The 24,951-nt window shown below is 69.1% G+C and carries 22 protein-coding genes; 5 read left to right on the forward strand and 17 right to left on the reverse strand.

Annotated features, from left to right (window positions below; genetic code table 11):
- Window positions 1-31: 31 nt before the first annotated feature.
- Window positions 32-1,069 (reverse strand): biotin synthase BioB, encoded by a 1,038-nt coding sequence (gene bioB / locus UU7_RS12230; RefSeq protein ID WP_007808711.1) that lies wholly within the window; start codon window positions 1,067-1,069, stop codon window positions 32-34.
- 149 nt (window positions 1,070-1,218) lie between these two features.
- On the opposite strand from bioB, the gene UU7_RS12235 reads away from it, so the two are divergent.
- A complete protein-coding gene (locus tag UU7_RS12235; protein ID WP_007808713.1) occupies window positions 1,219-1,425 on the forward strand; it encodes a hypothetical protein in 207 nt (68 codons plus the stop codon).
- A gap of 8 nt (window positions 1,426-1,433) precedes the next feature.
- On the forward strand, window positions 1,434-2,141 hold the full coding sequence (locus UU7_RS12240; RefSeq protein ID WP_007808715.1) for a ComF family protein: 708 nt from the start codon (window positions 1,434-1,436) through the stop codon (window positions 2,139-2,141).
- A gap of 7 nt (window positions 2,142-2,148) precedes the next feature.
- Here the strand turns inward: UU7_RS12240 and ubiA are convergent, their stop codons facing one another.
- The 13 genes from ubiA to UU7_RS12305 form a co-directional block, all read right to left on the reverse strand.
- The gene (ubiA, locus tag UU7_RS12245; RefSeq protein WP_007808717.1) at window positions 2,149-3,078 is read right to left on the reverse strand and encodes a 4-hydroxybenzoate octaprenyltransferase; all 930 of its coding nucleotides are present in this window, start codon (window positions 3,076-3,078) and stop codon (window positions 2,149-2,151) included.
- Between the two features lie 255 nt (window positions 3,079-3,333).
- The gene (locus UU7_RS12250; RefSeq protein ID WP_238530940.1) at window positions 3,334-4,179 is read right to left on the reverse strand and encodes a hypothetical protein; all 846 of its coding nucleotides are present in this window, start codon (window positions 4,177-4,179) and stop codon (window positions 3,334-3,336) included.
- A gap of 3 nt (window positions 4,180-4,182) precedes the next feature.
- Window positions 4,183-5,421 carry a hypothetical protein gene (locus tag UU7_RS12255; protein ID WP_007808721.1) on the reverse strand — a complete coding sequence of 413 codons (1,239 nt, stop codon included), beginning with the start codon at window positions 5,419-5,421 and terminating at the stop codon, window positions 4,183-4,185.
- A gap of 200 nt (window positions 5,422-5,621) precedes the next feature.
- A complete protein-coding gene (gene ilvA / locus UU7_RS12260) occupies window positions 5,622-7,238 on the reverse strand; it encodes a threonine ammonia-lyase, biosynthetic (RefSeq protein ID WP_007808723.1) in 1,617 nt (538 codons plus the stop codon).
- Entirely contained in the window at window positions 7,235-7,483 is a 249-nt protein-coding gene (gene ilvN, locus UU7_RS12265; protein ID WP_007808724.1) for an acetolactate synthase small subunit, read from the reverse strand. Before ilvN ends, ilvA begins: the two co-directional genes overlap by 4 nt.
- Window positions 7,484-7,540: 57 nt before the next feature.
- Complete coding sequence (gene ilvB / locus UU7_RS12270; protein WP_007808726.1) at window positions 7,541-9,367, reverse strand: biosynthetic-type acetolactate synthase large subunit; 1,827 nt, start codon at window positions 9,365-9,367, stop codon at window positions 7,541-7,543.
- 180 nt (window positions 9,368-9,547) lie between these two features.
- Window positions 9,548-10,558 (reverse strand): ketol-acid reductoisomerase, encoded by a 1,011-nt coding sequence (ilvC, locus tag UU7_RS12275; protein ID WP_007808728.1) that lies wholly within the window; start codon window positions 10,556-10,558, stop codon window positions 9,548-9,550.
- Entirely contained in the window at window positions 10,555-12,258 is a 1,704-nt protein-coding gene (ilvD, locus tag UU7_RS12280) for a dihydroxy-acid dehydratase (protein ID WP_007808730.1), read from the reverse strand. The genes ilvC and ilvD overlap by 4 nt, the downstream gene beginning before the upstream one ends.
- Window positions 12,259-12,541: 283 nt before the next feature.
- A complete protein-coding gene (gene leuB / locus UU7_RS12285; protein WP_007808731.1) occupies window positions 12,542-13,720 on the reverse strand; it encodes a 3-isopropylmalate dehydrogenase in 1,179 nt (392 codons plus the stop codon).
- Window positions 13,717-14,298: a 3-isopropylmalate dehydratase small subunit gene (gene leuD, locus UU7_RS12290; RefSeq protein WP_007808733.1), complete on the reverse strand. Its 582-nt coding sequence runs from the start codon at window positions 14,296-14,298 to the stop codon at window positions 13,717-13,719. The genes leuB and leuD overlap by 4 nt, the downstream gene beginning before the upstream one ends.
- Window positions 14,299-14,449: 151 nt before the next feature.
- Entirely contained in the window at window positions 14,450-15,859 is a 1,410-nt protein-coding gene (gene leuC / locus UU7_RS12295; protein WP_007808735.1) for a 3-isopropylmalate dehydratase large subunit, read from the reverse strand.
- Window positions 15,859-16,809 carry a branched-chain amino acid transaminase gene (locus tag UU7_RS12300; protein WP_007808737.1) on the reverse strand — a complete coding sequence of 317 codons (951 nt, stop codon included), beginning with the start codon at window positions 16,807-16,809 and terminating at the stop codon, window positions 15,859-15,861. The genes leuC and UU7_RS12300 overlap by 1 nt, the downstream gene beginning before the upstream one ends.
- Window positions 16,806-18,404 (reverse strand): 2-isopropylmalate synthase, encoded by a 1,599-nt coding sequence (locus UU7_RS12305; RefSeq protein ID WP_007808739.1) that lies wholly within the window; start codon window positions 18,402-18,404, stop codon window positions 16,806-16,808. Before UU7_RS12305 ends, UU7_RS12300 begins: the two co-directional genes overlap by 4 nt.
- Before the next feature lie 108 nt (window positions 18,405-18,512).
- Between UU7_RS12305 and UU7_RS18445 the strand changes: the two genes are divergently transcribed.
- On the forward strand, window positions 18,513-18,707 hold the full coding sequence (locus UU7_RS18445; RefSeq protein WP_238530941.1) for a hypothetical protein: 195 nt from the start codon (window positions 18,513-18,515) through the stop codon (window positions 18,705-18,707).
- A 149-nt stretch (window positions 18,708-18,856) separates the two neighbouring features.
- Here the strand turns inward: UU7_RS18445 and thrC are convergent, their stop codons facing one another.
- Genes thrC through UU7_RS12320 form a run of 3 tightly spaced genes read right to left on the reverse strand, consistent with a single transcriptional unit; the run spans window position 18,857 to window position 22,313 of the window.
- Window positions 18,857-20,176, reverse strand: coding sequence for a threonine synthase (gene thrC, locus UU7_RS12310; protein ID WP_007808741.1), 1,320 nt, complete (start codon window positions 20,174-20,176; stop codon window positions 18,857-18,859).
- On the reverse strand, window positions 20,173-21,138 hold the full coding sequence (locus UU7_RS12315; protein ID WP_007808743.1) for a homoserine kinase: 966 nt from the start codon (window positions 21,136-21,138) through the stop codon (window positions 20,173-20,175). The genes thrC and UU7_RS12315 overlap by 4 nt, the downstream gene beginning before the upstream one ends.
- A 23-nt stretch (window positions 21,139-21,161) precedes the next feature.
- Window positions 21,162-22,313 (reverse strand): homoserine dehydrogenase family protein, encoded by a 1,152-nt coding sequence (locus UU7_RS12320; RefSeq protein WP_007808745.1) that lies wholly within the window; start codon window positions 22,311-22,313, stop codon window positions 21,162-21,164.
- A 398-nt stretch (window positions 22,314-22,711) separates the two neighbouring features.
- On the opposite strand from UU7_RS12320, the gene UU7_RS12325 reads away from it, so the two are divergent.
- Window positions 22,712-23,467, forward strand: a complete 756-nt coding sequence (locus tag UU7_RS12325) for a c-type cytochrome (protein ID WP_007808747.1) — start codon at window positions 22,712-22,714, stop codon at window positions 23,465-23,467.
- Window positions 23,464-24,756 carry a cytochrome c gene (locus UU7_RS12330; protein ID WP_007808749.1) on the forward strand — a complete coding sequence of 431 codons (1,293 nt, stop codon included), beginning with the start codon at window positions 23,464-23,466 and terminating at the stop codon, window positions 24,754-24,756. Before UU7_RS12325 ends, UU7_RS12330 begins: the two co-directional genes overlap by 4 nt.
- The last annotated feature ends 195 nt before the right edge of the window (window positions 24,757-24,951 follow it).

Genomic DNA, 24,951 nt, shown 5'->3' on the forward strand with positions numbered 1-24,951 from the left:
GGTCGCAGGGGAGGGTTGGGCTGGGGTGCTCTCAAGCCGCCGCACTGCAGCCGCAACCCTGCCCGCAGCTTTCGCCTTCGCCGATGTCCGCATGCACGGTACCCGCACTCTCGACCACGTCCATCGGATGCAGGTCGAGCCGGCGGAACAGCGCGCGATCGGCTTCCACGTCCGGGTTGCCGGTGGTCAGCAGCTTTTCGCCGTAGAAGATCGAACCGGCGCCGGCGAAGAAGCACAGCGCCTGCACCGCGTCGTCCATCTGCTGGCGGCCGGCGGACAGGCGCACGATGGACAGCGGCATCAGGATGCGCGCCACCGCGATCGCCCGCACGAACTCGAACGGATCGAGCGGCTCGGCATCGCCCAGCGGTGTGCCGGGCACCGGCACCAGCTGGTTGATCGGCACCGATTGCGGATGCTCGGGCAGGTTCGCCAGCGCCTGCAGCAAGCCGGCGCGCTGTTCGCGCGTCTCGCCCATGCCGACGATGCCGCCGCAGCAGGTCTTCAGGCCCGCGTCGCGCACCTGCTCCAGGGTGACCAGGCGGTCCTGGTATTCGCGGGTGTGGATGATCTCGCCGTAGAACTCCGGCGCGGTGTCGATGTTGTGGTTGTAGTAGTCGAGGCCGGCATCCTTGAGCTGCTGCGCGTGGCCGTCGCCGAGCAGGCCCAGCGTGGCGCAGGTTTCCAGCCCCAGGTCCTTCACCGCGCGCACGATCGCGGCGACCTTGGGGATGTCGCGATCCTTCGGTCCGCGCCATGCCGCGCCCATGCAGAAGCGGCTGGCGCCGGCGGCCCTGGCGGCGCGGGCGCGTTCCAGCACGTCGTCGACGTCCATCAGCTTCTGCGCGGCGACGCCGGTGTCGTAGCGCGCCGCCTGCGGGCAGTACGCGCAGTCCTCGGGGCAGCCGCCGGTCTTGATCGACAGCAGGGTCGACACCTGCACCGCGTTCGGGTCGTGGTGTTCGCGATGCACCGTGTGGGCGCGATGCAGCAGTTCGTTGAACGGCAGCGCGAACAGCGCGGACACCTCGGCGCGGCTCCAGTCGTGACGGAGGACGGTTTCGGCCATGGAATGCCACTCGCTTCAGGAACAAGCGCGAGAGTGTGGGAGCCGCTCCGAGGTGTGTCAACCTAACGATATCAAATGAAGTTGACGAGACTTGACCACTCCGCTCCCGCTACCATCGCGCCTTCGCGATACCAACTGGGGGCGGTCGGATGAGTGAAGGGCAAGGCAGTACGGGCAACGTGCTCGCGGCGATCTGCAGTTTTTTCATTCCCGGCCTGGGCCAGCTGGTGCAGGGGCGATTGCTCAAGGCGATCATCATGTTCGTGCTGGCGGCGGTGTTGTGGATCGTGCTGCTGGGCTGGCTGATCCATCTGTGGTCGATCCTCGACGCAGCACTGTACAAGCCCGCGCGCTGAGCCCCCGGATGAACTTCCTGGCCACGCCGTGGCGAACCCTGCAGCGCTTCGTGCTGCCCTTGCATTGCCTGCTGTGCAACGCCCGCGGCGAGCACGACATCGATCTGTGCCAGGCCTGCGCCGCCGAATTGCCCCGCAACGGCAGTTGCTGCGCGCGCTGCGCACTGCCGCTGGCCACGCCGGCGGCAGTGTGCGGCGAATGCCAGCGCAGCCAGCCACCATGGGACAGCGCGTGGGCACCCTTCCGCTACGGCTGGCCGCTGGATCGACTGGAATCGCGCTACAAGTTCTCTTCCGATCTCGCCGCTGGCCGCGTGCTGTCGATGCTGTGGCAGCGCGAACCGCAACCGTCCCGCTTGCCCCAGCTGTTGCTGACCGTGCCCCTGCATCGCAGCCGCCTGCGTCGGCGCGGCTACAACCAGGCGCTGGAGCTGGCCCGCCCGCTGGCCAGCAAGCTTGGCGTGCCGCTGTCGCATGACGCCCTGCTGCGTCGTCGCTCCACCACCGCGCAGACCGAACTCGACGCCGTCGCCCGTCGCCGCAACGTGCACGGCGCCTTCGCGCTGCGCGAAGGCGTCACCCTGCCCGCGCACGTGGCGATCCTCGACGACGTGATGACCACCGGCGCCACCCTGGCCGAATGCACCCGCGTGCTGCGCCGCGCCGGCGTGCGGCAGGTCGACGTGTGGGCGCTGGCGCGGGCAGGCAACCGCTAAGAGCGGACTACTTCACCGCCAGTGCCAGCACGATGCCGATCCACACCGCCAGGCCCAGCCAGTTGTTGTGGCGGAAGGCGGCGAGGCAGGCGTCGCGGATGCGGTCGCGGATCAGCCAGTGCTGGTAGCCGAACAGGCCGGCCGCGACCAGCAGGCCCAGCCAGTACGGCCAGCTCAGCGCGGCGCGCTGGCCGATGAAGAACATGGTCAGCAGGAAGGTGCCCATCAGCATGCCGAGGATCGGCAGGTCGGCATCGCCGAACAGGATTGCGGTGGACTTCGCACCGACCTTGAGATCGTCCTCGCGGTCGACCATCGCGTACTCGGTGTCGTAGATCACCGACCACAGGATGTTGCCGATGAACAGCAGCCAGCCGACCGGCGGCACGCTGCCGGCGACCGCGGCGAACGCCATCGGGATCGACCAGCCGAATGCAGCGCCCAGCACCACCTGGGGCAGGTAGGTCCAGCGCTTGGTGAACGGATAGATCGCCGCCAGCGCGGCGCCGGCAAACGACAGCTCGATGGTCAGCCGGTTGGTGAACAGCACCAGCACGAAGGCGAAAACCAGCAGCACGGCGAACACGATCAGCGCCTCGCGCGGGGTGACCCGCCCCGAGGCGATCGGTCGTCCGGCGGTGCGCTCCACCTGGGGGTCGAGCTTGCGGTCGGCGTAATCGTTGATCGCACAGCCGGCTGCGCGCATCGCGAACACGCCCAGGGTGAAGATGATCAGCGGCTTCCACGGCGGGAAGTCGCCGGCCGCCAGCCACAGCGCCCACCAGGTCGGCCACAGCAGCAGCAGGGCGCCGATCGGCCGATCCATGCGGGTCAGCACCAGGTAATCCAGCGCCTTCTCGCGATACGGCGCCGGCAGTTTCTGCAGCAGCCAGTTCAGCACCCGCGTGGCGCGGGTCGAGCTGTCCGCAGGCTGCACCGACTTCGGCGCAGTCTGCTTCGCACCCGGCCGTGGCCGCACCGCGGGCGAAGACGAAGGTGGTGCGGCGTTCTTGCGCCGCTGGCGCTTGCGAGGAGGAGGTGCCATCCGTCGAGTTTAGCGTGCCAACCGGGAATGGACAGCGTTGCGGGTCAAGAACGGCAACAACGGGATCAACGGCAAGCCAGGAACGGGATCGGGTTCACCTTGCCGAACGGCAGTGAGTGAACCTGGCCTGCGTCAGAGGTGATCGTTTCAGTCAGCACCGGGCAGCGCCTTGCGCTGGCAGGCAATGGTTTTCACCAGCGTCTCGCAGTCTTCCAGGAACAGATTCCACCAGTCTTCCCATGGCTCGGAGTTCATGCGCACGATGTAGAAACTTGCCGTCAGCAGCACATCGGGCAACAGCGCTGTGGTGTAGTTGAGCGCGGTGGGCATGCCTTGCATCGGATCCCAAAGATAGCGCAGCCAATGCAAGCCGTTGCATGTCAGCACCTCGTAACTCTGGGGAGGGCTCCGCAGATGACATCTGAGGATGTCGTCGATCTGATACTGCGGCAGCGGGTCGCCGGTGATGGTCTTGCCGTTATAAGCATCTTCACGGACCTTCCAGTTGGGCCCGCCTTCGGACTCCAGATAGGCGACATAGTCATGCTGCAGGTACTCTTCGAGCGCATTGGCGTCATTGGGTTTGAGCCGGATGCCGTGCTTGACGCGCTCGAGCTGCCAGTAGGCCGTTATGACGGCGTAAGGCGGATGCGGGACGGGAAAGATGCGCGAGCTGTGCCAGCGCGGCAGTCGATAGACCCAGTTGCTGATTCCCAACTGGATCGTCTGGTGGTGGGTGCGCCAATCACTGAGATTCGTGCCGATGAAGGCGTCATCACCAAGGCCGACGTGATCGGGGTCGGGTGAGCCCTCGCCAAAGGCAGAAGATGGTTCGAGGAAGCTCAGGGTGAGCGGTCCGCAGTCGACTTGCCGGGAAATGACACGGGCCACCGGAATGCCGCCCTGCGGAGCATGGAAGGCGGCGGTGGCCCGTTTATACCAAGGGCGCGGCCGACGCATGAAGGGGGCAGCTGATGCTGGAGGCTTGGTCATGGCTCAGGCCATCTCGGAAGGGTGGAACTGCCGCGCATAACGGGCGAGCTCATGATGGCCGGTGAACGCCAATTGTTCCACATAGGTGTCCAGACCCAGATAGGGCAGGGAATGTGGACTGGCAAGCGGGTCGTCGCCGAACACCAGGCCGCAGAACTTCAATGATCGCGCCAGCCCGCCCAGGCTGAGGTCGTTCGTGCCGGCAAGGTTGGGCACCAGGTCGAACGGGTTGTTGCGCACGCGCTCGATCGTGATGCCTGCGCGGGCGCAGATGAGTTCGGCCCGCTTGATGTTGCAGCCGGCGCCGTGCAGGCAGACGCTGTGGCAGTCCAGACGCATGCCGTAGTGCTTCAGCGCAAACTCGACGGCGGTGCTGAAGATGATGGCGCCCTGGCTATGCGCCACCCAGCGCGTGCGGTGGCCGCGCTGTTGCGCCTCCTTGAGCACGGCCGCGAGATGCTGGCTGTTGAGACTGCAGGCAACGACGCTTTGCTTGTCGTAGGCGCACTCGAACAGATCCTGGCAGACGCCGTCGGTGGGGTTGTGGAAAAGCGTGTAACTGTCGAAGGGTTGGGCCGCGTCGGCGTAGGCTGTTTCGAGGTGGGTTCCCATCAGCCAGGCGGCTTTGCGCAGGTTGTTCTGCATACCGTTGACCGCCGCGTGGAGGGTGTCGACGCGATGGGTAGGCATGGGATCTCCGCCGTTCCAACTGGCGTCCAGCGCAACCACAACATCTTCCGACTGTTTCCCCAAGCGCTTGAACTCTGGCGTAAACCGCGCTGTGCCGCTTTTGTCCACACGATACAGCGCATTGCGCTGCATGGAATCCGGCAGCTTCGGCTGCAGCAAATTTTGATCCAGGAAAATGTCCACGATCACCACCGGCTCGCCCGGCCTCATCGCGTAGCTGATCTTGTAGTGGTAGCCCTTGAACGGATACCGGGTGGGAAGCAGCCGTTGAAACCAGTTCCTGCGACCAATGTCGGCATCGACCCGGTTGGGGTACTTGGCGATCTCCAGCAGTTCGTCCGCCACCTTGCGGCGGTCGAAGTCGTTCAGTGCGCACAGCATCCGCAATGCTGGGTCGCCAAGCACGAGCTTCTTGTCGAGCGTGCGGAATGCCGGGCTCTGGGTGCCGAACAAGGCGGCGATCTGCGGTGCCTTGGCCGCGGCGTCATGCCATGCATGGTTTTGCGCGGCGCGCTGGCGCAACTGTTCACGGCTCAGCAATTGTCGACTCATCGTCACGGATCCTTGTGATGGTGTGGCGGCGCAGGCGGAGCGCAGCCAGTGGTCCAGCTTCCAGCTTGGAAACAACCAGGACAGCAGCAAGGGCAGGTGTCGAGAAGACCGTGCCCTGGCGGAAGATATCATCGCCGCAAGAAGACGGACGCTTCGGTTTCCAGTTTCGGCGACGCCGGGCGTTTCGCCGACAAGCTCAATCAGATTTGCCTGTCGCCATGCGGGATATCCGTGCTTCCTGGCGGAAACGGCACATCGTCGACCGCGCCGTCGCGCAACAGCAGTCGATAGGCCGGATGTTCGCTGTTGTTGCGGTGCGGATAGCTGAGCGTGGCGAGGAAGCTCTGGAACAGTGGCCGCTCGGCGGCGGGCACCTGGATGCCGACCAGGATGCGGCCGTGGTCGGCGCCGTGGTTGCGGTAGTGGAACAGGCTGATGTTCCAGTCCGGGTGCAGCTTGGCGAGAAAGTCGGTCAGCGCGCCGGGGCGTTCGGGGAATTCGAAGCGGTACAGCAGTTCGTTCCGTGCCAGCACGGAACGGCCGCCGATCATATGGCGCAGATGCAGCTTGGCCAGTTCGTCGTCGGTGAGGTCGAGCACGTCGAACTGCTGCGCGCGGAACGCCGCGGCCAGCGCCTCGCGCTCGTCGCGGCTGGCGATGCGCACGCCCACGAAGATGTGGGCGAGGCGGGCGTTGCCGATGCGATAGTTGAACTCGGTGATGTCGTGCCGGCCCAGCGTGGCGCAGAAGCGGCGGAAACTGCCGCGTTCCTCGGGAATGGTCACCGCGAACACCGCCTCGCGCTGCTCGCCGACCTCGGCGCGCTCGGCGACGAAGCGCAGGCGGTCGAAGTTCATGTTGGCGCCGGAGACGATCGCCACCAGCGCGCCACCGCCGCCGCCGTGCGTGGCCACGTAGTGCTTCAGTCCGGCCAGCGCCAGCGCACCCGATGGTTCGGCCACGCTGCGGGTGTCTTGGTGGATGTCGCGGATCGCGGCGCAGATCGCGTCGGTGTCGACGCGCAGCATCATGTCGACGTGCTGGCGACACAGCGCGAAGGTCAGCGCGCCGACCTGCTTCACCGCGGTGCCGTCGGCGAACAGGCCGACCTCGTCCAGTGTGATGCGCCGGCCAGCTTCCAGCGAGCGCGCCATCGCATCCGAATCCGCCGCCTGCACGCCGATCACCTTCACCTCGGGCCGCAGCGCCTTGATGCACGCGGCGACGCCGGCGAGCAGGCCGCCGCCACCGACCGGCACGAACACCGCCTCGATCGGGCCGGGGTGCTGGCGCAGGATCTCCAGGCCGATCGTGCCCTGGCCGGCGATCACCGCGGGGTCGTCGAACGGATGCACGAACACCGCGCCACGCTCGGCCTGCAACCGGGCCGCGGCGGCCTGGGCGTCGCTGTACGAATCGCCGGTCAGCACCAGCTCGACCATCGCACCGCCGAAGCGGCGCACCGCGTCCACCTTCACTTGCGGCGCGGTCACCGGCATCACGATGGTGGCGCGGATGCCCAGCTTCGCCGCGGCCAGCGCCACGCCCTGCGCATGGTTGCCGGCCGAAGCGGCGACCACGCCGCGCCCGCGCTGCGCCGCATCCAGCTGCACCATGCGGTTGTACGCGCCGCGCAGCTTGAACGAGAACACGCTCTGCTGGTCCTCGCGCTTGAGCAGCACGGGTCGGCCCAGCCGCTCGCCCAGCAACGGCGCCGCCTCCAGCGCGGATGCCTGCGCCACCTCGTAGACGCGCGCGGCACGGATCTGCGCCAGCAGGTCGGCTGTGTCGTCGGGCAGGGGCGCGACGGCATTCATGCGGCGAGTGCGGTGGCCGGATGCGCCACCTGCAGCACGTCGACCAGCTTGCGGGTCTGCTGCAGCAGTTGCGCGACACCGGCATCGTCGCACTGCAGGCTCAGCGTCAGCCGCGACACCGCCGGATCGTGCGTGGCCGCCACGGTCAGCGTGTCGATGTTGTAGCCCCGCGCGGCGAACAGCCCGGCCACGCGCACCAGCGCGCCCGCTTCGTTCTGCAACAGGATGGACAAGGTGTGGTTCATGGCAGGGCTCCGTGAGTGAGTCCCTCTCCCGAAGGGAGAAGGGAGTAGGTCGAAAGCTCAGAACATGTGTGACGGTGAGTCCGCGCGAACGGCCGGCTTCACCCGCGACGCAATGAACTCGCCGGTGATCATCTGCGCGTAGCTGGCGCCGGGGCCGACCATCGGATACACACCGGCGTCCGGGTCGATCATCACTTCCAGGAAAGCCGGGCCGGGGTAGGCAAGGAAGTCGGCGACCATCGGCTCCAGTTCGTCCACGCGCTCCAGCCGCCGCGCCCAGCCGAAGCCGTCGGCCTGGGCGGCCAGCACGAAATCCTTCTTGTGCAGGCTCTTGTCCGACGCGGCAAAACGGCCCTTGAAGTACAGCTTCTGCCACTGCCGCACCATGCCGTCGCCGACGTTGTTGAGCACCACGATCTTCAGCGGCAGGTTGTAGGTGGTGACCGTCTCCAGCTCGCCGATGTTCATGCGGATGCTGGCGTCGCCGTCGATGTCGATGACCAGCTTGTCCGGATGGGCGAACTGCGCGCCGATCGCCGCGGGCAGGCCGAAACCCATCGTGCCCATCGAGCCGGAGGTCAGCCAGTGCCGCGGCGCGCGGAAGTCGAAATACTGCGCCGCCCACATCTGGTGCTGGCCGACGCCGGTGCTGACGATGGCGCGGCCCTGGGCGTGGCGGTTGATCGCCTCGATCACCGCGTACGGCTGGATCAACGCGCTGGCGCGGTCGTAGTTCATCGCGTGCACGCGTTTCAGTTCGGCCACGTGGGCGTGCCAGGCGTCTAGCCCCGGCCGCAGGCCATGGCTGCGGCCGTAAGCGGTGAGCCGCTCCAGCGCGCGCTTCAGCGGACCGACGTGGTGCCAGTCGACCTGCTTCACCTTGCCGATCTCGGCCGGATCGATGTCGACCTGGGCGATGAACTTCGCCTGCGGGGCGAACTTGTGCGGCACGCCGGCCACGCGATCGTCGAAGCGCGCGCCCAGCGCCAGCACGAAGTCGCAATCCTCCACCGCGTAGTTCGCGTACGCGGTGCCGTGCATGCCGAGCAGGTGCAGCGCCAGCGGGTCGGTGCTGTCGAAGCCGCCCAGTCCCATCAGGGTGGTGGTGACCGGCAGGCCGAACGCGTCGACGAAGGCGCGCAGCGCAGCGGCGGCCTCCGCCGCGATCACGCCACCGCCCGCATAGATCAGCGGCCGCCGCGCCTGCATCAGCGCGGCGAAGAACGCCGCGCACTCGGCGTCACCCAGCGCCGACTGCTCCACCGCACGCAGCCGCGCGCGATAGCCGGCCAGCGCCAGCTCGCCGCTGCCGCGCCAGGCGAGCGCGGCGTTCTGCACGTCCTTGGGCACGTCCACTACCACCGGGCCGGGCCGGCCGCTGCGTGCCAGGGTGAATGCGGTGCGCAGGGTCGCTTCCAGTTGCGCCGCGTCGGTGACCAGGAACACGTGCTTGGCGCAGGCGCCCATGATGTTGCTGATCGGGGCCTCCTGGAATGCGTCGCTGCCGATCGCCGCGGTGCCGACCTGGCCGCAGATCACCACCAGCGGGATCGAGTCGGCCATCGAGTCGCGCACCGGCGTGACCATGTTGGTGGCACCCGGCCCGGAGGTGACGATGGCCACGCCGACCTTGCCCGACGCGCGCGCGTAGCCGGCCGCCATGAATCCTGCACCCTGCTCGTTGGCCGGCACGATCAGCGGCATCGGCTCGCTGCCATCGGCGCGCGGGTGCAGGGCGTTGTAGCGGAATACCGCGTCGTACACCGGCAGGATCGCGCCGCCGGAATAGCCGAACAGCACGCCCACGCCCTCGTCGGCGAGTACCTGCACGATCACTTCGGCGCCGCTCATGTGCTGGCCGGCCAGCGGATGCCGGTCGGTCATGGTTTCGGCTTGCAGTGCGGGTGCATTCACAGGAAAAGTCCCCAAAGATTCGATGCCGTGCTCCCTCCCCTGCGCAGCGGGGGAGGGTCGGGGTGGGGTGCTCTTGATCTTCAAGTCAAAGTCAGGAGCGTTACCCCCTCCCAACCTCCCCCTGCGGTGCAGGGGGAGGAGCAAGGTGGCTCAGCCGGCCTTCTTCAGCGGCGCGACGGCGGCGGGTGCGGTGTTCGGCTGCAACCACGGCATCCGCGCGCGCAGCTTCGCGCCCACCTGTTCGATCGGGTGATCCAGGTCGGCCTGCTTCAGGCGCTTGTAGTTGGGCAGGCCGGCGGCGTATTCGGCCGTCCAGTTGCGGGCGAAGGTGCCGTCCTGGATGTCGGTGAGCACGTCCTTCATGCGTGCCTTCACGCCGGCGTCGACGACCCGCGGGCCGCTGACGTAGTCGCCGTACTGCGCAGTCTCGGAGACGAAGTCGAGCATCTTGCTGAGGCCACCCTCGTAGAACAGGTCGACGATCAGCTTCAGCTCGTGCATCACCTCGTAGTAGGCGATCTCCGGCTGGTAGCCGGCCTCGACCAGCGTCTCGAAGCCGGCGATCACCAGCTCGCTGGCGCCGCCGCACAGCACCGCCTGCTCGCCGAACAGGTCGGTCTCGGTCTCTTCCTTGAAGTCGGTCTTGATGATCATCGCGCGGCCGCCGCCGATGCCGTCGGCGTAGGCTTTCGTCTTCGCCTCGGCCTGGCCGCTGGCGTCTTGGTGCACGGCCCAGATGCACGGCACGCCGCGGCCGCGTTCGTACTCGGTGCGGACCAGCGCGCCGGGGCCTTTCGGCGCGACCAGGATCACGTCGATGTCGCTGCGCGGATTGATCTGCCCGAAGTGCACGTTGAAGCCGTGCGCGAACAGCAGCGCGGCGCCGGACTTGATGTTCGGCTCGATCGCCTCGCGGTACAGCGCCGGCTGCACCATGTCCGGGGTCAGCACGGCGACCAGGTCGGCGCCGCGCACGGCCTCGGCCGGTTCCAGCACGGTGAAGCCGTCGGCTTTCGCCTTGTGCGAGGTGGGGCCGTTCGGGCGCAGGCCGACCACCACGTCGAGGCCGGAGTCGCGCAGGTTGAGCGCGTGCGCGCGGCCCTGGCTGCCGTAGCCGAGCACGGCGATGCGGGAAGAGGCGAGGATGGAATGGCTGCTCATGCGGTAGCTCCCTGGTTGGATGTTTCAGTGCGTGGCGTGCGGTCGGGTACACGGGTGTCGGGGTGGGTGGTGGCGCCGTCGGAGGCCGAGCCGACCAGCAGCGCGTACTTGGCCAGTGCGCCGCGGCTGACCTTCGGTGCCGGTGGCTGCCAGTGCGCGCGGCGTGCGGCGAGGTCGGCGTCGGTGCGCAGTTCGCGCTGGCCGGCATCGATGGCGATGCGATCGCCGTCGCGCAGCAGGGCGATCGGTCCGCCGCGCGCCGCCTCGGGCGCGACGTGGCCGACCATGAAACCGTGGGTGGCGCCGGAGAAGCGGCCGTCGGTGATCAAGGCCACGTCATCGCCCAGGCCGCGGCCGACCAGAGCCGCGGTGACGCCGAGCATCTCGCGCATCCCGGGGCCGCCAGCGGGGCCCTCGTTGCGGATCACCAGCACGTCGCCGGCGCGGATGCGGTCGCCCTGTACCGCGGCAAACGCTTCTTCCTCGCTCTCGAAGACGCGCGCCGTACCTTCGAAACTGCCGCTCTTGCCGGGAATCTTCAGGATGCAGCCTTCCGGCGCCAGGTTGCCGTACAGGATCGAGTAGCCGCCGCGCGGCTTCAGCGGAGCGCTGACCGGATGCACCACGTCCTGGGTGTCGGCGCGTGGCGCCGCGGTGACTTCGTCGAACAGCGAGCGGCCGGTGACGGTGGGCGTGTCCTCCAGCATGCCCGCGGCGATCAGCTCCTGCGCCACCCGCGCGCTGCCACCGGCGCCGAACAGCTCGACCGCGGTGTAGCGGCCGCCGGGCAGCAGGTCGGCGATCACCGGCGTGTGCACCGAGGCCGGCTCGAAGTCCTCCAGCGTCCACTCGACGCCGGCCTCGCGGGCGATCGCCAGCAGGTGCAGCACCGCGTTGGTGGAGCCCGCGGTGGCGGCAACCATGCGGGCGGCGTTGCGCATCGCGGTGCGGGTGATCAGGGCGCGCGGCGTGCGGTTCGCGCGCAGGCATTCCATCACCAGTTCGCCGCAGCGGAACGCCGCCGCGCCCTTGGCCGGATGGGTGGCGGGGATGTCGTTGAAGCCGACCGGCGACAGGCCCATCGTGGTCAGCACCATCGCCATGGTGTTGGCGGTGAACTGGCCGCCGCAGGCGCCCGCGCCGGGGCAGGCGTCGCGCTCGACCGCGGTCAGCTCCTCGTCGCTGATCCTGCCCGCGCCGTGCGCTCCGACCGCCTCGAACACCTGCTGCACGGTGATCGGATGGTGGTCGTGGGTGCCGTGCGCGATGGTGCCGCCGTACAGCGCCACCGCCGGGATATCCAGCCGCGCCATCGCCATCGCCGCGGCGGGAATGGTCTTGTCGCAGCCGCACAGCACCACCATCGCGTCGAGGCAGTGGCCGTCCACCGCCAGCTCGATCGAGTCGGTGATCACCTCGCGGCTGATCAGCGACGAACGCATGCCGGGCGTGCCCATCGCGATGCCGTCGGTGACCGCGATGGTGTTGAACTCCACCGGCGTGCCGCCGGCGGCGCGGATGCCGGCGGCGGCCTCGACCGCCAGCTCGCGCAGGTTGAGGTTGCACGGGCTCACGTTCGACCAGGTGTGCACCACCGCCACCAGCGGCCGCGCGATCGCCGCATCGTCGAGGCCGGTGGCGCGCAGCATCGCGCGGGCGGGAGCGCGGTCGGGGCCGCTCTTGATCAAGTCACTGCGCATGGAAAAGCTCCGAAGGACAAATTCCCTTCTCCCCGCTGGGGAGAAGGTGCCCCGAAGGGGCGGATGAGGGGCGGGTGCTCGCCGTAAAGCTCATCGAAGCGAGCTCGCCTGGACCGCGGAAGTCCGAAAAAAAGCGCCCCCGGCGTGCAGAGGGAGGTTGGCCGGACGGGACAGGGAGCGGCGCCATCACGGCGACCACGAACCGTCCTGGCCGCTGGCACGCCAGGGGCAGCAGAAAGCGCGGACACGTCCCTGTGTCCGCCGGGGAAAGCGTGGGTGCGCATCAGCCGCATGCGCGCGCTCCGCAGAAGAACGCGGCGGCGTTGTCGGCGTGATCCTCGATCGCGGCCAGCACCGCATCGAGCACCTCGGCAGTGCCGGCCTGTCCGCCGATGTCGCGGCTGTGCGGGCCGTGCCGCAGCACCTGCTCCACTGCCGCCTCGATCGCGACCGCCTCGGCCTCCAGCTGCAGCGAGTGGCGCAGCAGCAGCGCGGCGGAGAGGATCGCGCCGACCGGATTGGCCACGCCCTGGCCGGCGATATCGGGTGCCGAGCCGTGGATCGGTTCGTACAGGCCCATGAGGGTCGAGGCGGCCGCAGGCCGCACCGAACTCCCTTCTCCCGTTGCCGGGAGAAGGTGGCCCGCAGGGCCGGATGAGGGGGCCCGATCGCCAAGCGACGCCGACGGCAGCAGCCCCAGCGAGCCGGCCAGCGCGGCGGCCTCGTCGGTGAGGATGTCGCCGAACAGGTTCTCGGTGACCACCACGTCGTAGCGGTTCGGCCGCGTCAGCAGCAGCATCGCCATCGAGTCGACCAGCTGGTGTTCGAGCTTCACGTCGGGGTAGTCGGCGGCGATGCGCTGCACCGTGCTGCGCCACAGCCGAGAGGTCTCCAGCACGTTGGCCTTGTCGACCGAGGTGACGTGGCGGCGGCGATCGCGGGCCAGCTCGAAGGCGCGGCGCACCACGCGCTCGATCTCGGCCACGGTGTACCTGCACTCGTCGGTGGCGGCGTCGGCGCTGCGCGTGCGTGCGCCGAAGTACATGCCGCCGGTAAGCTCGCGCACGAACAGCACGTCGACATGCCGGAGCCGGTCGTTCTTCAGCGGCGACAGGTTGGCCAGCGAAGGATGCACCTGCAGCGGCCGCAGGTTCGCGTACACGCCGAGCGCGGCACGCAAGGCCAGCAGGCCCTGCTCGGGTCGCACCGGCGCGTTCGGGTCCGACCACTTCGGGCCGCCCACGGCGCCCAGCAGCACGGCGTCGGCGGCCTGGCACGCCGCCAGTGAAGCGGACGGCAGCGGCTCGCCGGTGGCATCGATGGCGCCGCCGCCGATCAGCTGCTCGTCGAAGACGAACTCGTGCCCGTAGCGCGCGGCCACGGCATGCAACACGGCCACCGCGGCGGCGGTGACCTCGGGGCCGACGCCATCGCCGGGCAGTGTGACGATACGTGCCTTCATGCTGCTTGCTCCTGTTGTTCGTAATGGGCGATCGCCTTTTCGTGCTGCAGCAGATAGCCGAGCTGGTCGACGCCGTTGAGCAGGCAATGCCGCGCGAACGGCTCCAGGCGGAACGGGATGCGGCCGCCGTCGGGCAGGGCGATGAACTGTTCGCGCACATCGATCGCCAGTTCGATGCCCGGATGCTTGAGCAGCCAGCGGTGCTCCAGTTCATCGATGACGATGGCGAGCAGGCCGTTCTTCAGCGCGTTGCCGCGGAAGATGTCCGCGATCTCGCTGCACAGCACCGCGCGGATGCCGTAATCGAGCAATGCCCACGGCGCGTGTTCGCGCGAGGAGCCGCAGCCGAAATTGCGCCCGGCGACGAGGATCGAGCAGCCGCGCGCCTCCGGCCGGTTCAGCGGGAAGGCCAGGTTGTCGCTGCCATCGGCCTGGTAGCGCCAGTCGTGGAAGCACAGCTGGCCCAGTCCCTCGCGGGTAGTCGTGGTCAGGAAGCGCGCCGGGATGATGCGATCGGTGTCGATGTTCTCGTCGGGCAGCACGGCGGTGCGGGATTGGATATGGGTGACGGGTTTCATTCGGATCTCCTCGAACTGGCAGCCTTGGCTCCTTCCCCTACTTGCAGGGCGAGGCTGGGAGGGGGTAGCGCTCTTGCCGCAAGAGCGACCCCACCCCAACCCTCCCCTGCAAGCAGGGGAGGGGGCAAAGCGGAGCGGGTCGTACTCAAGCTCATGCCGCGACCTCCACCAGGTACTCGCGTGGATCGGCGATGCGCCCGGCCACCGCACTGGCGGCCGCGGTCGCCGGGCTCGCCAGCACGGTGCGCGCGCCCTTGCCCTGGCGGCCCTCGAAGTTGCGGTTGGAGGTGGACACCACCAGCTGGCCCGGCTGGGCCAGGTCGCCATTCATGGCGATGCACATCGAGCATCCGGGCACGCGCCACTCGGCGCCGGCGGCGGTGAACAGGTGGTGCAGGCCTTCGCGCTCGGCGTCGCGGCGCACCGCCTCGGAGCCGGGCACCACCAGCATGCGCACGCCGTCGGCGACGCGGCGGCCGCGCAGCACGCGGGCCGCTTCGCGCAGGTCGGACAACCGCGAGTTGGTGCAGCTGCCGATGAACACCACGTCCACCGGCGTGCCCTGCATCGGCTGGCCGGGGCGGCTCTGCATGTAGTCGAGCGCGCGGCGTTCCTGCGCATTCGTCGCCGCCGGCACCGGCGCGTCCATCGCGATCGCCATGCCGGGATGGGTGCCGTAGGTGACGGTGGGTTTCACCGCGCCGGCGTCGATGCGCACCTCTCGGTCGTAGCGTGCGCCGTCGTCGCTGCGCAGCGCGCGCCATTGCGCCACCGCGTGCTCCCACGCTTCGCCCTGCGGTGCACGGGGACGTCCTTTCAGCCACGCGAACGTGGTGTCGTCCGGGGCGATCAGCCCGGCGCGTGCGCCGGCCTCGATCGACATGTTGCACACGGTCATGCGCTCGTCCATCGTGAGCGCCTCGATCGCCGCGCCCCGGTACTCCAGCACGTAACCGGTGCCGCCATCGACGCCGATGCTGCCGATGATGTGCAGGATCAGGTCCTTGGCGCCCACGCCCGGCGGCAGCTGGCCGTCGACATGGATCGCCATGGTCTTGGGCCGGCGCTGCAGCAGGCATTGCGTGGCCATCACGTGGCCCACCTCGGTGGTGCCGATGCCGAACGCCAAGGCTCCAAATGCGCCATGGGTGGAAGTGTGGCTGTCACCGCAGACGATGGTCATGCCGGGCTGCGTGGCGCCCAGCTCGGGGCCGATCACGTGCACGATGCCGCGGTCTTCGCTGTCCCAGCCGTGCAGCTCGACGCCGAACTCGCCGCAGTTCGCCTCCAGTTGCGCGACCTGGGCCTGCGCCTCGACGTTCGCATACGGCCGGCTGCCGTCGTCGTTCGTCGGCAGGGTCGGGGTGGAGTGATCCAGCGTGGCCAGCATGCGAACGGGCCGGCGCAACTTCAGCCCGCGCTGGCGCAGTTCGCTGAACGCCTGCGGCGAGGTGACTTCGTGCACCAGGTGCAGGTCGACGTAGAGGATCGCAGGCGTGTCCGCGGTTTCGGCGGCGACGACGTGGGCGTTCCAGATTTTTTCGAAGAGCGTCTCGGCCATTACGCAGCCTCCTGTGCCGTAGCTTTGTTGTGCACCAGGCTCAACCAGTCGTGGCGATCTTCGGTGCGGCCGTCGAACAGCCCGAAGAAGGCCTGCTGCAGCGCCTTGGTGATCGGCCCGGGCATGCCCTTGCCGATCGCCTTGCGGTCGACCGAACGCACCGGGGTGATCTCGGCGGCGGTGCCGGTCATGAACACTTCGTCGGCGGAATACAGAGCCTCGCGGGGCAGCTCGCGTTCTTCCACCGCAATGCCCAGGTCCGCGGCCAGGGTGATCACGCTGTCGCGGGTGATGCCGGCCAGGATGCCGGCGCTGGATGGCGGGGTGAGCAGCTTGCCGCGCTTCACCACTAAGAGATTTTCGCCGGCGCCTTCGCTGAGCAGGCCGTTGTGGCCCAGCGCGATGCCCTCGTCGTAGCCGTTGCGGCGCGCCTCCAGCCCGATCAGCTGGCTCGACAGGTAATTGCCGCCGGCCTTGGCCCAGCTCGGGATGGTGTTCGGCGCGGGACGGTTCCACGAGGACACGCAGACGTCGGCGCCGCGCTCGGCCGCCTCGCCCAGGTACGCGCCCCAGTTCAGCGCGATCAGCGCCACGTCGACGGGCGCGTCCGCCTTCGCCAGCACGCCCAGCCCGCCGGCGCCGCGGAACACGATCGGCCGCACGTAGGCCGACGGCATCGCGTTGGCGCGGATCAGCTCCAGGCAGGCGGCGTTGATCTCGTCCTCGCTGTAGCCCACCTCGATCTCGTAGACGCGGGCCGATTCGAACAGCCGCCGCGTGTGCTCGGCCAGGCGGAAGTAGGCCGGCCCGCGCGGCGTGGCGTAGACGCGCTCGCCCTCGAACACCGACGAGCCGTAGTGCAGCGCGTGGGCGCTGACGTGGACGTTGGCCTCGGCCCACGGCTTGATCCGGCCGTTGTGCCAGACGAAAGGTGTGTGGCCAGGGTTCATGCGGTGGCTCCCAGGTTGCGGGTGGCGGGGGCGGCGGACGCCTGTTGTTCGATGCGATTGACGATCAGCAGCGCGGCCAGCGCGGCGGCTTCGACGATGTCGGTGCTGTCGCCGTGGCCGCGCCAGTCGCGTCCGGCATGGCGGGCGCTCAACTGGGCATGGCCCGGCGCGTCGGCGCCTTCGCCCATGGCGTCGATCTGGAAACGGGTCAGTTCCAGCGGCGTGCCGGTGGCGCGTTCGATCGCGCGCAGCACGGCGTCGACCGGGCCATCGCCGATCGCCGCCTCGGCGGCGTGATGCCCGTCGTCGTGGCTCAACCTGACCGACGCCGACGCGCCGCCGCCGAAGTGCGAGTTGGCGTGCAACTGCACCAGGTGCCACGGGCCGTCGGCGTCCGGGTCGCGGCCCAGCGCCAGCGCTTCCAGGTCTTCGTCGTGCAGCTCGCGGCCGTGGTCGGCGAGGATCTTGAAGCGGGTGAAGATGTCGTCCAGCGCGGCGTCGTCGGGCGTGTAGCCCATCGCCTGCAATCGCTGGCGCAGCGCGGCGCGGCCGGAATGCTTGCCCATCACCAGGCTGGTCGCGGCGATGCCCACGTCCTGCGGCCGCATGATTTCGTAGGTGCCGCGATGCTTCAGCATGCCGTGCTGGTGGATGCCCGATTCATGGGCGAACGCGTTGGCGCCCACGATCGCCTTGTTGCGCGGCACCGCCTGGCCGGTCAGCTCGGTGAGCAGGCGCGAGGTCGGATACAGCTGGCGCGTATCGATGCGCGTGTCCACCCCGAAGTGCGGCGCACGCACCTTCAGCGCCATCACCACTTCCTCCAGCGCGGCGTTGCCGGCGCGCTCGCCGATGCCGTTGATGGTGCATTCCACCTGGCGCGCGCCCGCGCTCACCGCGGCCAGGCTGTTGGCCACCGCCATGCCCAGATCGTCGTGGCAATGGCTGGAGAAGATCACGCGCTCCGCTCCCGCCACGTGGCGGCGCAGGTACTCGAACAGCGCCACGATTTCCGACGGCGTGGTGTAGCCCACCGTGTCCGGCGCGTTCAGCGTGGTGGCGCCGGCCGCCACCGCGGCACTGAACACCTCCGCCAGGAATTCGGGCTCGGTGCGCAGCGCATCCTCGGCGGAGAATTCCACTTCGTGGCAATGGTCGCGGGCGCGTTCGATGGCGCGCACCGCGGTGTCCAGCACCTGCGCCCTGCTCATGCCCAGCTTGTGTTCGCGGTGCAGCGGGCTGGTCGACAGGAACAGGTGGATGCGCGCGTGCCGGGCCGCCTGCAGCGCGCGGGCGGCGCTGTCGATGTCGCCATCCTGGCAACGCGCCAGGGCGCATACCGTGGTGCTTTTCAGCGTGCCGGCGATTTCCGCAACCGCAGCAAAATCGTCTGGCGAAGCCTGTGGAAAGCCGGCCTCGAGCACGTCCACGCCCAGCGCCTCGAGCTGCTGCGCCATGCGCAGCTTGGCCCGCCGGTCCATCGAGAAACCGGGTGCCTGTTCGCCGTCGCGCAAGCTGGTGTCGAAGATCCGCACGCGTTCGGCGACTACGTCGTCGTCGCTGGCGGGGGCGTCGTGCTGGTCGGGGTTTTTCATCATGGCTCCGCTGTGTGGGCGTCGCCGAAGGCATAAAAAAACCCCGCATCCGTTACCGGGTGCGGGGTTCTTTGGGTGTTTTCAGGTGTTTTCTATTTACCTGGACACATGCCCTCAGCCCGCACCTCCGTTGGTAATGAGGAGTACGAGTACGAGGGCAAGAAGGAGCGTGCCGCGAGCCTGCAGCAGGCCGGCAACCGTCAGGAGACGGTTTCCATTGGCGAGGCTGCGGTGGCTGTTGCGCTGCGACATGTGATCGACCGTAAGCGATGCCCGCATCGGCTGTCAACAAAAATCTTATGACGAAATCTTCTAAGCGGTCAAAATCGCGTTCGGACGGCTATCCGTCCAAATGGATGCAGATGAAACCATCGGCGAAATCCGCATCCCGGTCGAACCCTGCCGAATCGGTGGCGTTCCGCGCGCCCTGCAAGACGCCCCGGGTCGGCACATCAGGCTTCGAAGGCGGCCAACAATCGGGCGCGCAGCGCGGTATCGCTGGCGGCGACGGGTTCGGCATGGGACCGGCGCGCGAGCATGTTCGCCAGTGCCGCGGGCACCTCGACCGGATGCTCGATCAGCGGCTCCACGATGCTTTCGAACTTGGCCGGGTGGGCGGTGGCCACCACGGCCCAGGGCCGCTGGTCGCCGCTGCCGCGCAGCCGGTCGAGACGGTGCATGGCCGTCGCGGTGTGCGGGCAGATCACCTCGCCTTGCCCGCGCGCATGCTGACGGATGGTCTGCCGGATCGTGTCGTCGTCCACGCTCTGCGCCAGCAGCAGCCGGCGCAACGCCGCTTCGTCGGGAAACGTCCAGCGCAACCGTTCGAAATTGCTGGGTGCGCCCACGTCCATCGCGTTGGCGATGGTGGCCACCGCTTCGCGCGGCCGGTAGTCCTCGCCGGCGAAGAACTCCGGCAACGTCGCATTGGCGTTGCAGGCCAGTTGCACCTCGCCGATCGGCGAGCCGATCTCGCGCGCCCACAGGCAGGCCAGCGCATTGCCGAGGTTGCCGGTGGGCACGATGAAGTCAAGCGGCGTGCCGTGTTCGCGCCACCAGCCCAGGGCGGCATGGGCGTAGTAGCTCATCTGCGGCAGCAGGCGGCCGAGGCTGATGCTGTTGGCCGAGGACAGCGGCATCTGTGCCTGCAGTTCGGCGTCGTTGAGCGCGGCCTTGACCATGCGCTGGCAGTCGTCGAAGCGGCCGGCCACGCGCAACGCGGTCACGTTGTCGCCGAAGCAGCCGAGCTGGTGCGCCTGGCGCGGCGAGACCAGGCCATCGGGATACAGGATCACCACGCGCACGTTCGGCTGGCGATGGAACGCCGCGGCCACCGCGGCGCCGGTGTCGCCCGAGGTGGCGACCAGGATCGTCAGTGGTCGCGCATCGCTGCGTGGCAGACGACGCAGGCAGGCGGCGAGGAAGCGTGCGCCGAAATCCTTGAACGCCGAGGTGGGACCGTGGAACAGCTCCAGCAGAAAGGTGCCCGGATGCGCCGGCAGTGCGCGCAGCGGCGCGTCGAAGGTGAACGCCTCGGCGCAGATCGCGGGCAGGTCGTCGGCCAGGGCATCGCCGGCGAAGAACGGCGCCAGCAAGGTGGCGGCGGTGTCGGCCAGCGTGCCGTGCGGGTCGAACGTGGCCGGGTCGAGGCGCGGCAGCCGTTCGGGCACGTACAGTCCGCCATCCGGCGCCAGCCCGGCGGCGATCGCCTGGCTGATCGGCACGGTCGGCGCGGCGCTGCGGGTGCTGTGGTAGCGGATGGACGCGTTCATGCGTCGTCCCCGAGCGAATCGATCAGCGTGGCCGCCGGCCCGTTGACCGGCGACACCCACGCATCGCTGTCCAGCCCGGCGTCGGCGAACGCGGCCTGCATCGCCACGCTGGCCGCCTCGGCGTCGCGGCGGTTGTCGTACCAGCCGAACACGCTGGGGCCGGCGCCGGAGATGCTGGCGCCCAGGGCGTGGTGATCGAGCGCGGCCTGTTTCACCTGCGCGAAATGGGGGATCAGCGGCGCGCGGCGCGGCTCCACCAGTACGTCCTTCAAGCCCTCGCGCACCAGTGCAGCATCGCCGCGATAGCAGCCGGCCAGTACCAGGGCGAGATGGGTGCTTTGCGCCACGAACTCGCCCAGCGCGTAGTTGCCGGCCAGTGCCGCGCGGGCCCTGCGCGTTTCCAGCACCACGTGCGGATGCACCAGCGCGCAGTGCCAGGCGTCGGGCACGTCGATGCGCAGCAGGCGCTCGTGGGTGGCCAGCACCAGCCCGCCGAGCAGCATCGAGCCCAGGTTGTCGCCGTGCCGGCTGCCGCTGGCCACCGCCTCGCCGTCCAGCGCGAACGCATACAGCGCCTCGCGCGAAAGCGGCTGGTCGAGCAGGGCGTTGGCCGCCACCAGCGCCGCCACGCACGAGGCGGCCGAGCCGCCCATGCCCGAGCCCAGCGCGATGCCCTTGTGCAGCACCAGTTCGAAACCGCAGGGCAGGTCGAGCGCGGCGCGCAGCGAGAGCAGGGCGGTGCCGGCGGTGTTTGCGCGCGGGTCGGTGGGCAGCTCCGTGACGCAGCCGCGGATCGCCGCGATGCGCACCACCGGCTCGTCGATGCGGCGCACTTGGGCGCGATCGCCGGCGCCGGCCACGCTGTGGCCGAGCAGGTCGAAGCCGACGCCGACGTTGCCGACGCTGGCGGGGGCGAAGGCGCAGGCGACGGGCGGGCGGGCGGCGGGGTGCGATGGAGCCATGACGGGTTCCGACAATGAGGAAGTCATGCGCGCGCCTCCAGCGACTCGGCGATGCGCAGCAGGTCGGTGAACACGCCGGCGGCGGTCACTTCCGGACCGGCGCCGGGGCCTTGTACCGACAGCGGATTATCGCAGTAGCGGCGGGTGGTGAACTGCACGATGTTGTCGGTCAGCCGGGTATGCGCGAAGGCGTGGCTGGCGGGCAGCACCTGCAGCCGCACGCTGGCGCGGCCGTGCCGGTCGAGCCGGGCCACGTGGCGCAGCACGCCACCTTCGGCATGCGCCTCGGCCAGCTTCGCGGCCATCGGCGCGTCCAGTTCGTCGAGCCGCTGCATGAAGTCGTCGCGTGGCAGCGCGGCCAGCGCCGGCGGCACCAGGCCCTGCAGGTCGACATCCTCCAGCGACAGCGGCCAGCCCGCCTCGCGCGCCAGGATCACCAGCTTGCGCGCCACGTCCAGGCCGGACAGGTCATCGCGCGGATCGGGCTCGGTATAGCCCAGCGCATGCGCCTCGCGCACCAGCGCGGAGAACGGCTGGCGGCCGTCGTGGCGGTTGCACAGCCAGGCCAGGGTGCCGGAGAACATGCCGTCCACCGCCAGCAGCTCGTCGCCGGTGTCGAGCAGGTCGCGCAGCGTCTGCACCACCGGCAGGCCGGCGCAGACGGTGGCCTCGTAGCGGAAGCGCGCGCCGCCGGCGCAGGCCGCGCGGATCGCCTGCCAGCGCGGCAGCGGCCCGCTGCCGGCCAGCTTGTTCGGTGTCACCACGTGCAGGCCGGCGGCCAGCCAGCGCGGATAGTGCGCCGCCACCTCGTCGTTCGCGCTGCAGTCGATCAGCAGGGCGTGGCGGCCGTCGTTGCCGCGGACGTGTTCGGCGAACGCGTCCAGGTCATTCGGCCGCCAGACCTGCGCGCCGTCGTGCCGGGCGTTGAGCTCGGCGTCGTCGCAGTCCAGCCACATGCGCTTGCTGGCCACCACGCCGCACAGCTTCAGTTCCAGTCCGCTGTCGCGGGCCAGTCGTGCCTGCGCCGTGCGCAACTGTTCCAGCAGCGCGCTGCCGACCCGGCCGGGACCGATCACGCCGATCGCCAGCACGCGGCGACGCGTGCTGGCGGTGTGTGGCGGCATCGGCGGCCGCAACGGAAAATGCTGGACTTGCTCGGGTGCACAGGTGATCACGACGGCCTCTCCCTTGGAGGCCCGATCTCGCTGGCGTGTCGGTGTGAGCCGGCCCGCCTCGTCGAGGGCGGGCCGTTGCGTGTAGAAAACTTACCTACGCACGACACCCCGCCCGGAACCCGTGGTACCGGTACCGGTGGTAATCGTGGTGGTGGTCATCGCGGCGGCAACGCCGGCGCACGACGCCATGCGACCGGTGTGGACCGGTGCGCGGTGCATGCGTGCGGGCGTGGAAAGCGGCGACATGTGCTCGACCTTACGGGGATTGCTGCGCTGCGGTCAACAGATTCATCTGCAACCTTTTCGTGGCGGGAACCGGGCGGAATGGCGACGCCGCCGGCCTGCGGCAGGTTGTCGCGAGTCCGAAGCGGCCGCTTGCGCAGGCCTACAATTGGCGGATGAACCTGTCCCTTTCCCTGCGCACGAAGCTCCGCGCGGGCGTCGTGCTGCTCGCCTTCGGCGCCAGCGCCGCGGCGTCCGCCGCCACCCCGCAGAGCGCCGCGGCGCCGGTGCCCGACACCACCGAGCAACGCGTCGCCGCGTGCACCAGCTGCCATGGCGCGCACGGTGCGGGCACGCCGGACAACGTGCTGATCCCGCGCCTGGCCGGCAAGCCGGCGGGTTATCTGTTGCAGCAGCTGGAATACTTCCAGACCGGCCAGCGCCAGCACGCGCCGATGGAATACGTGGTGCGCCAGCTCGGTCCGGCCTATCTGCGGCAGATCGCCGAATACTTCGCGCAGCAGGACGTGCCGTATCGCAAGCTGCCGGTGCCGCCGGTATCGAGCGAAACCCTGCGCCGCGGCGAACAGCTGGTGCTGCGCGGCGACTCCACCCGCGGCGTGCCGTCGTGCGTCAGCTGCCACGGCGCGAAACTGACCGGCGTGCAGCCGATGATGCCCGGGCTGATGGGCCTGTCCTACGACTACCTCAGCGCGCAGCTGGTGTCGTGGCGCACCCGCACCCGCGCGGCTGAAGGCCCGTATTGCATGGGCGTGGTGGCCAACCGCATGCGCGAATCCGACATCACCGCGGTAGCGGCATGGCTGGCCAGTCAGCAACCGCCGTCCGACCTGCACCCGGCACCGGCCAGTGCGCAGACCGAGCCGTTGCCCGGCTGGTGCGTGATGGGCCACAGCGGGGTGGCGCCATGAGCCGGCTGCGACGTGGCTGGTGGTGGCTGGCCTTGCTGTTGCTGGTCGGCGTGCTGGCGTGGGTGTTCGCCGGTCGCAGCCAGCTGGCAACGTCGTCGCCGGCGCAGCGTGATGCCGATGCCGCCGCACTGCATGATCCGGCCATCATCGCGCGGGGCGAATACCTGGCCACCGCCGGCGATTGCGCGGCCTGCCACACCGCCCGCGACGGCCAGCGCTACGCCGGTGGTCGCGCGCTGGCCACGCCGTTCGGCGACGTGCCCGCGCCGAACATCACGCCCGATCCGGAAACCGGCATCGGCCAGTGGAACTTCGACGACTTCTGGCGCGCGCTGCACGACGGCAGGGGTCGCCATGGCCAGCTGCTGTATCCGGTGTTCTCCTATACCTCGTTCACCAAGGTCACCCGCGACGACGCGCTGGCGATCTTCGCCTACCTGAAATCGCTGCCGGCGGTGCAGCGCCCCAACAGCGAGCCTGGCCTCGACTTTCCGTACAACGTGCGCAAAAGCCTGCTGGCGTGGCGTGCGCTGTACTTCAAGCCGGGCGTGTTCCAGACCGAACCGGCGAAGTCACCCGAATGGAACCGCGGTGCCTACCTGGTGCAGGGCCTGGGCCATTGCAACGAATGCCACACCACGCGCGATTCGCTGGGCGGCATCGAGCAGGATCGCCACCTCACCGGCGGCCAGATCCCGGCGATGAACTGGTACGCGCCCGACCTCAGCACCCAGGCCGGCGGCGGCCTCGCGGGCTGGAGTGCGCCGGACATCGTCGACCTGCTGAAGACCGGCCAGTCGTCGAAAGGAGCCGCCTTCGGACCGATGGCCGACGTGGTGCGCCTGAGCACCCAGCACATGACCGACGCCGACCTGCAGTCGATAGCCGTCTATCTGCAATCGCTGCCGCCACGCGCACCGGCCGTGGCCGCCGCGCCGTTCAAGCGCGCGGCCAGCCACGAGCAGGGCGGCAAGCTGTACGCCCAGCGCTGCGCCGACTGCCACGGCGACAACGGCCAGGGCGTGGCCGGCATCTATCCGCCACTGGACGGCAACACTTCGGTCACCGAACCCACCGGCATCAACGCCACCCGCAGCGTGCTGCTGGGCGGCTTCGCCCCGGTCACCGCGGGCAACCCCCAACCGTATTCGATGCCGCCGTTCGCGCAGCAACTGAGCGACGAGGACGTCGCGGCGGTGGTCAGCTACATCCGCCAGTCGTGGTCGAACCAGGCGGGGGCAGTGCAAGCCGCGGACGTGAGCACGTATCGGCATACGCCGATCGATTGAGGCGCGCCTTTCCCCCTCCCCTGCTTGCAGGGGAGGGCCGGGGTGGGGTCTGCTTTTGATCTGCTTCCTTGATTCTTCGTGCCTTGCCGTCATCAAGAGCAAAAGCTTTCGTCCTCCTTCGGAGGGCGAGTCACTTTCTCTTTGAGTGGCCAAAGAGAAAGTAACCCAAGAGAAAGGCCACCCCGCTTCCGCGCC

Source organism: Rhodanobacter spathiphylli B39, from assembly GCF_000264295.1.
Lineage (GTDB): Bacteria > Pseudomonadota > Gammaproteobacteria > Xanthomonadales > Rhodanobacteraceae > Rhodanobacter > Rhodanobacter spathiphylli.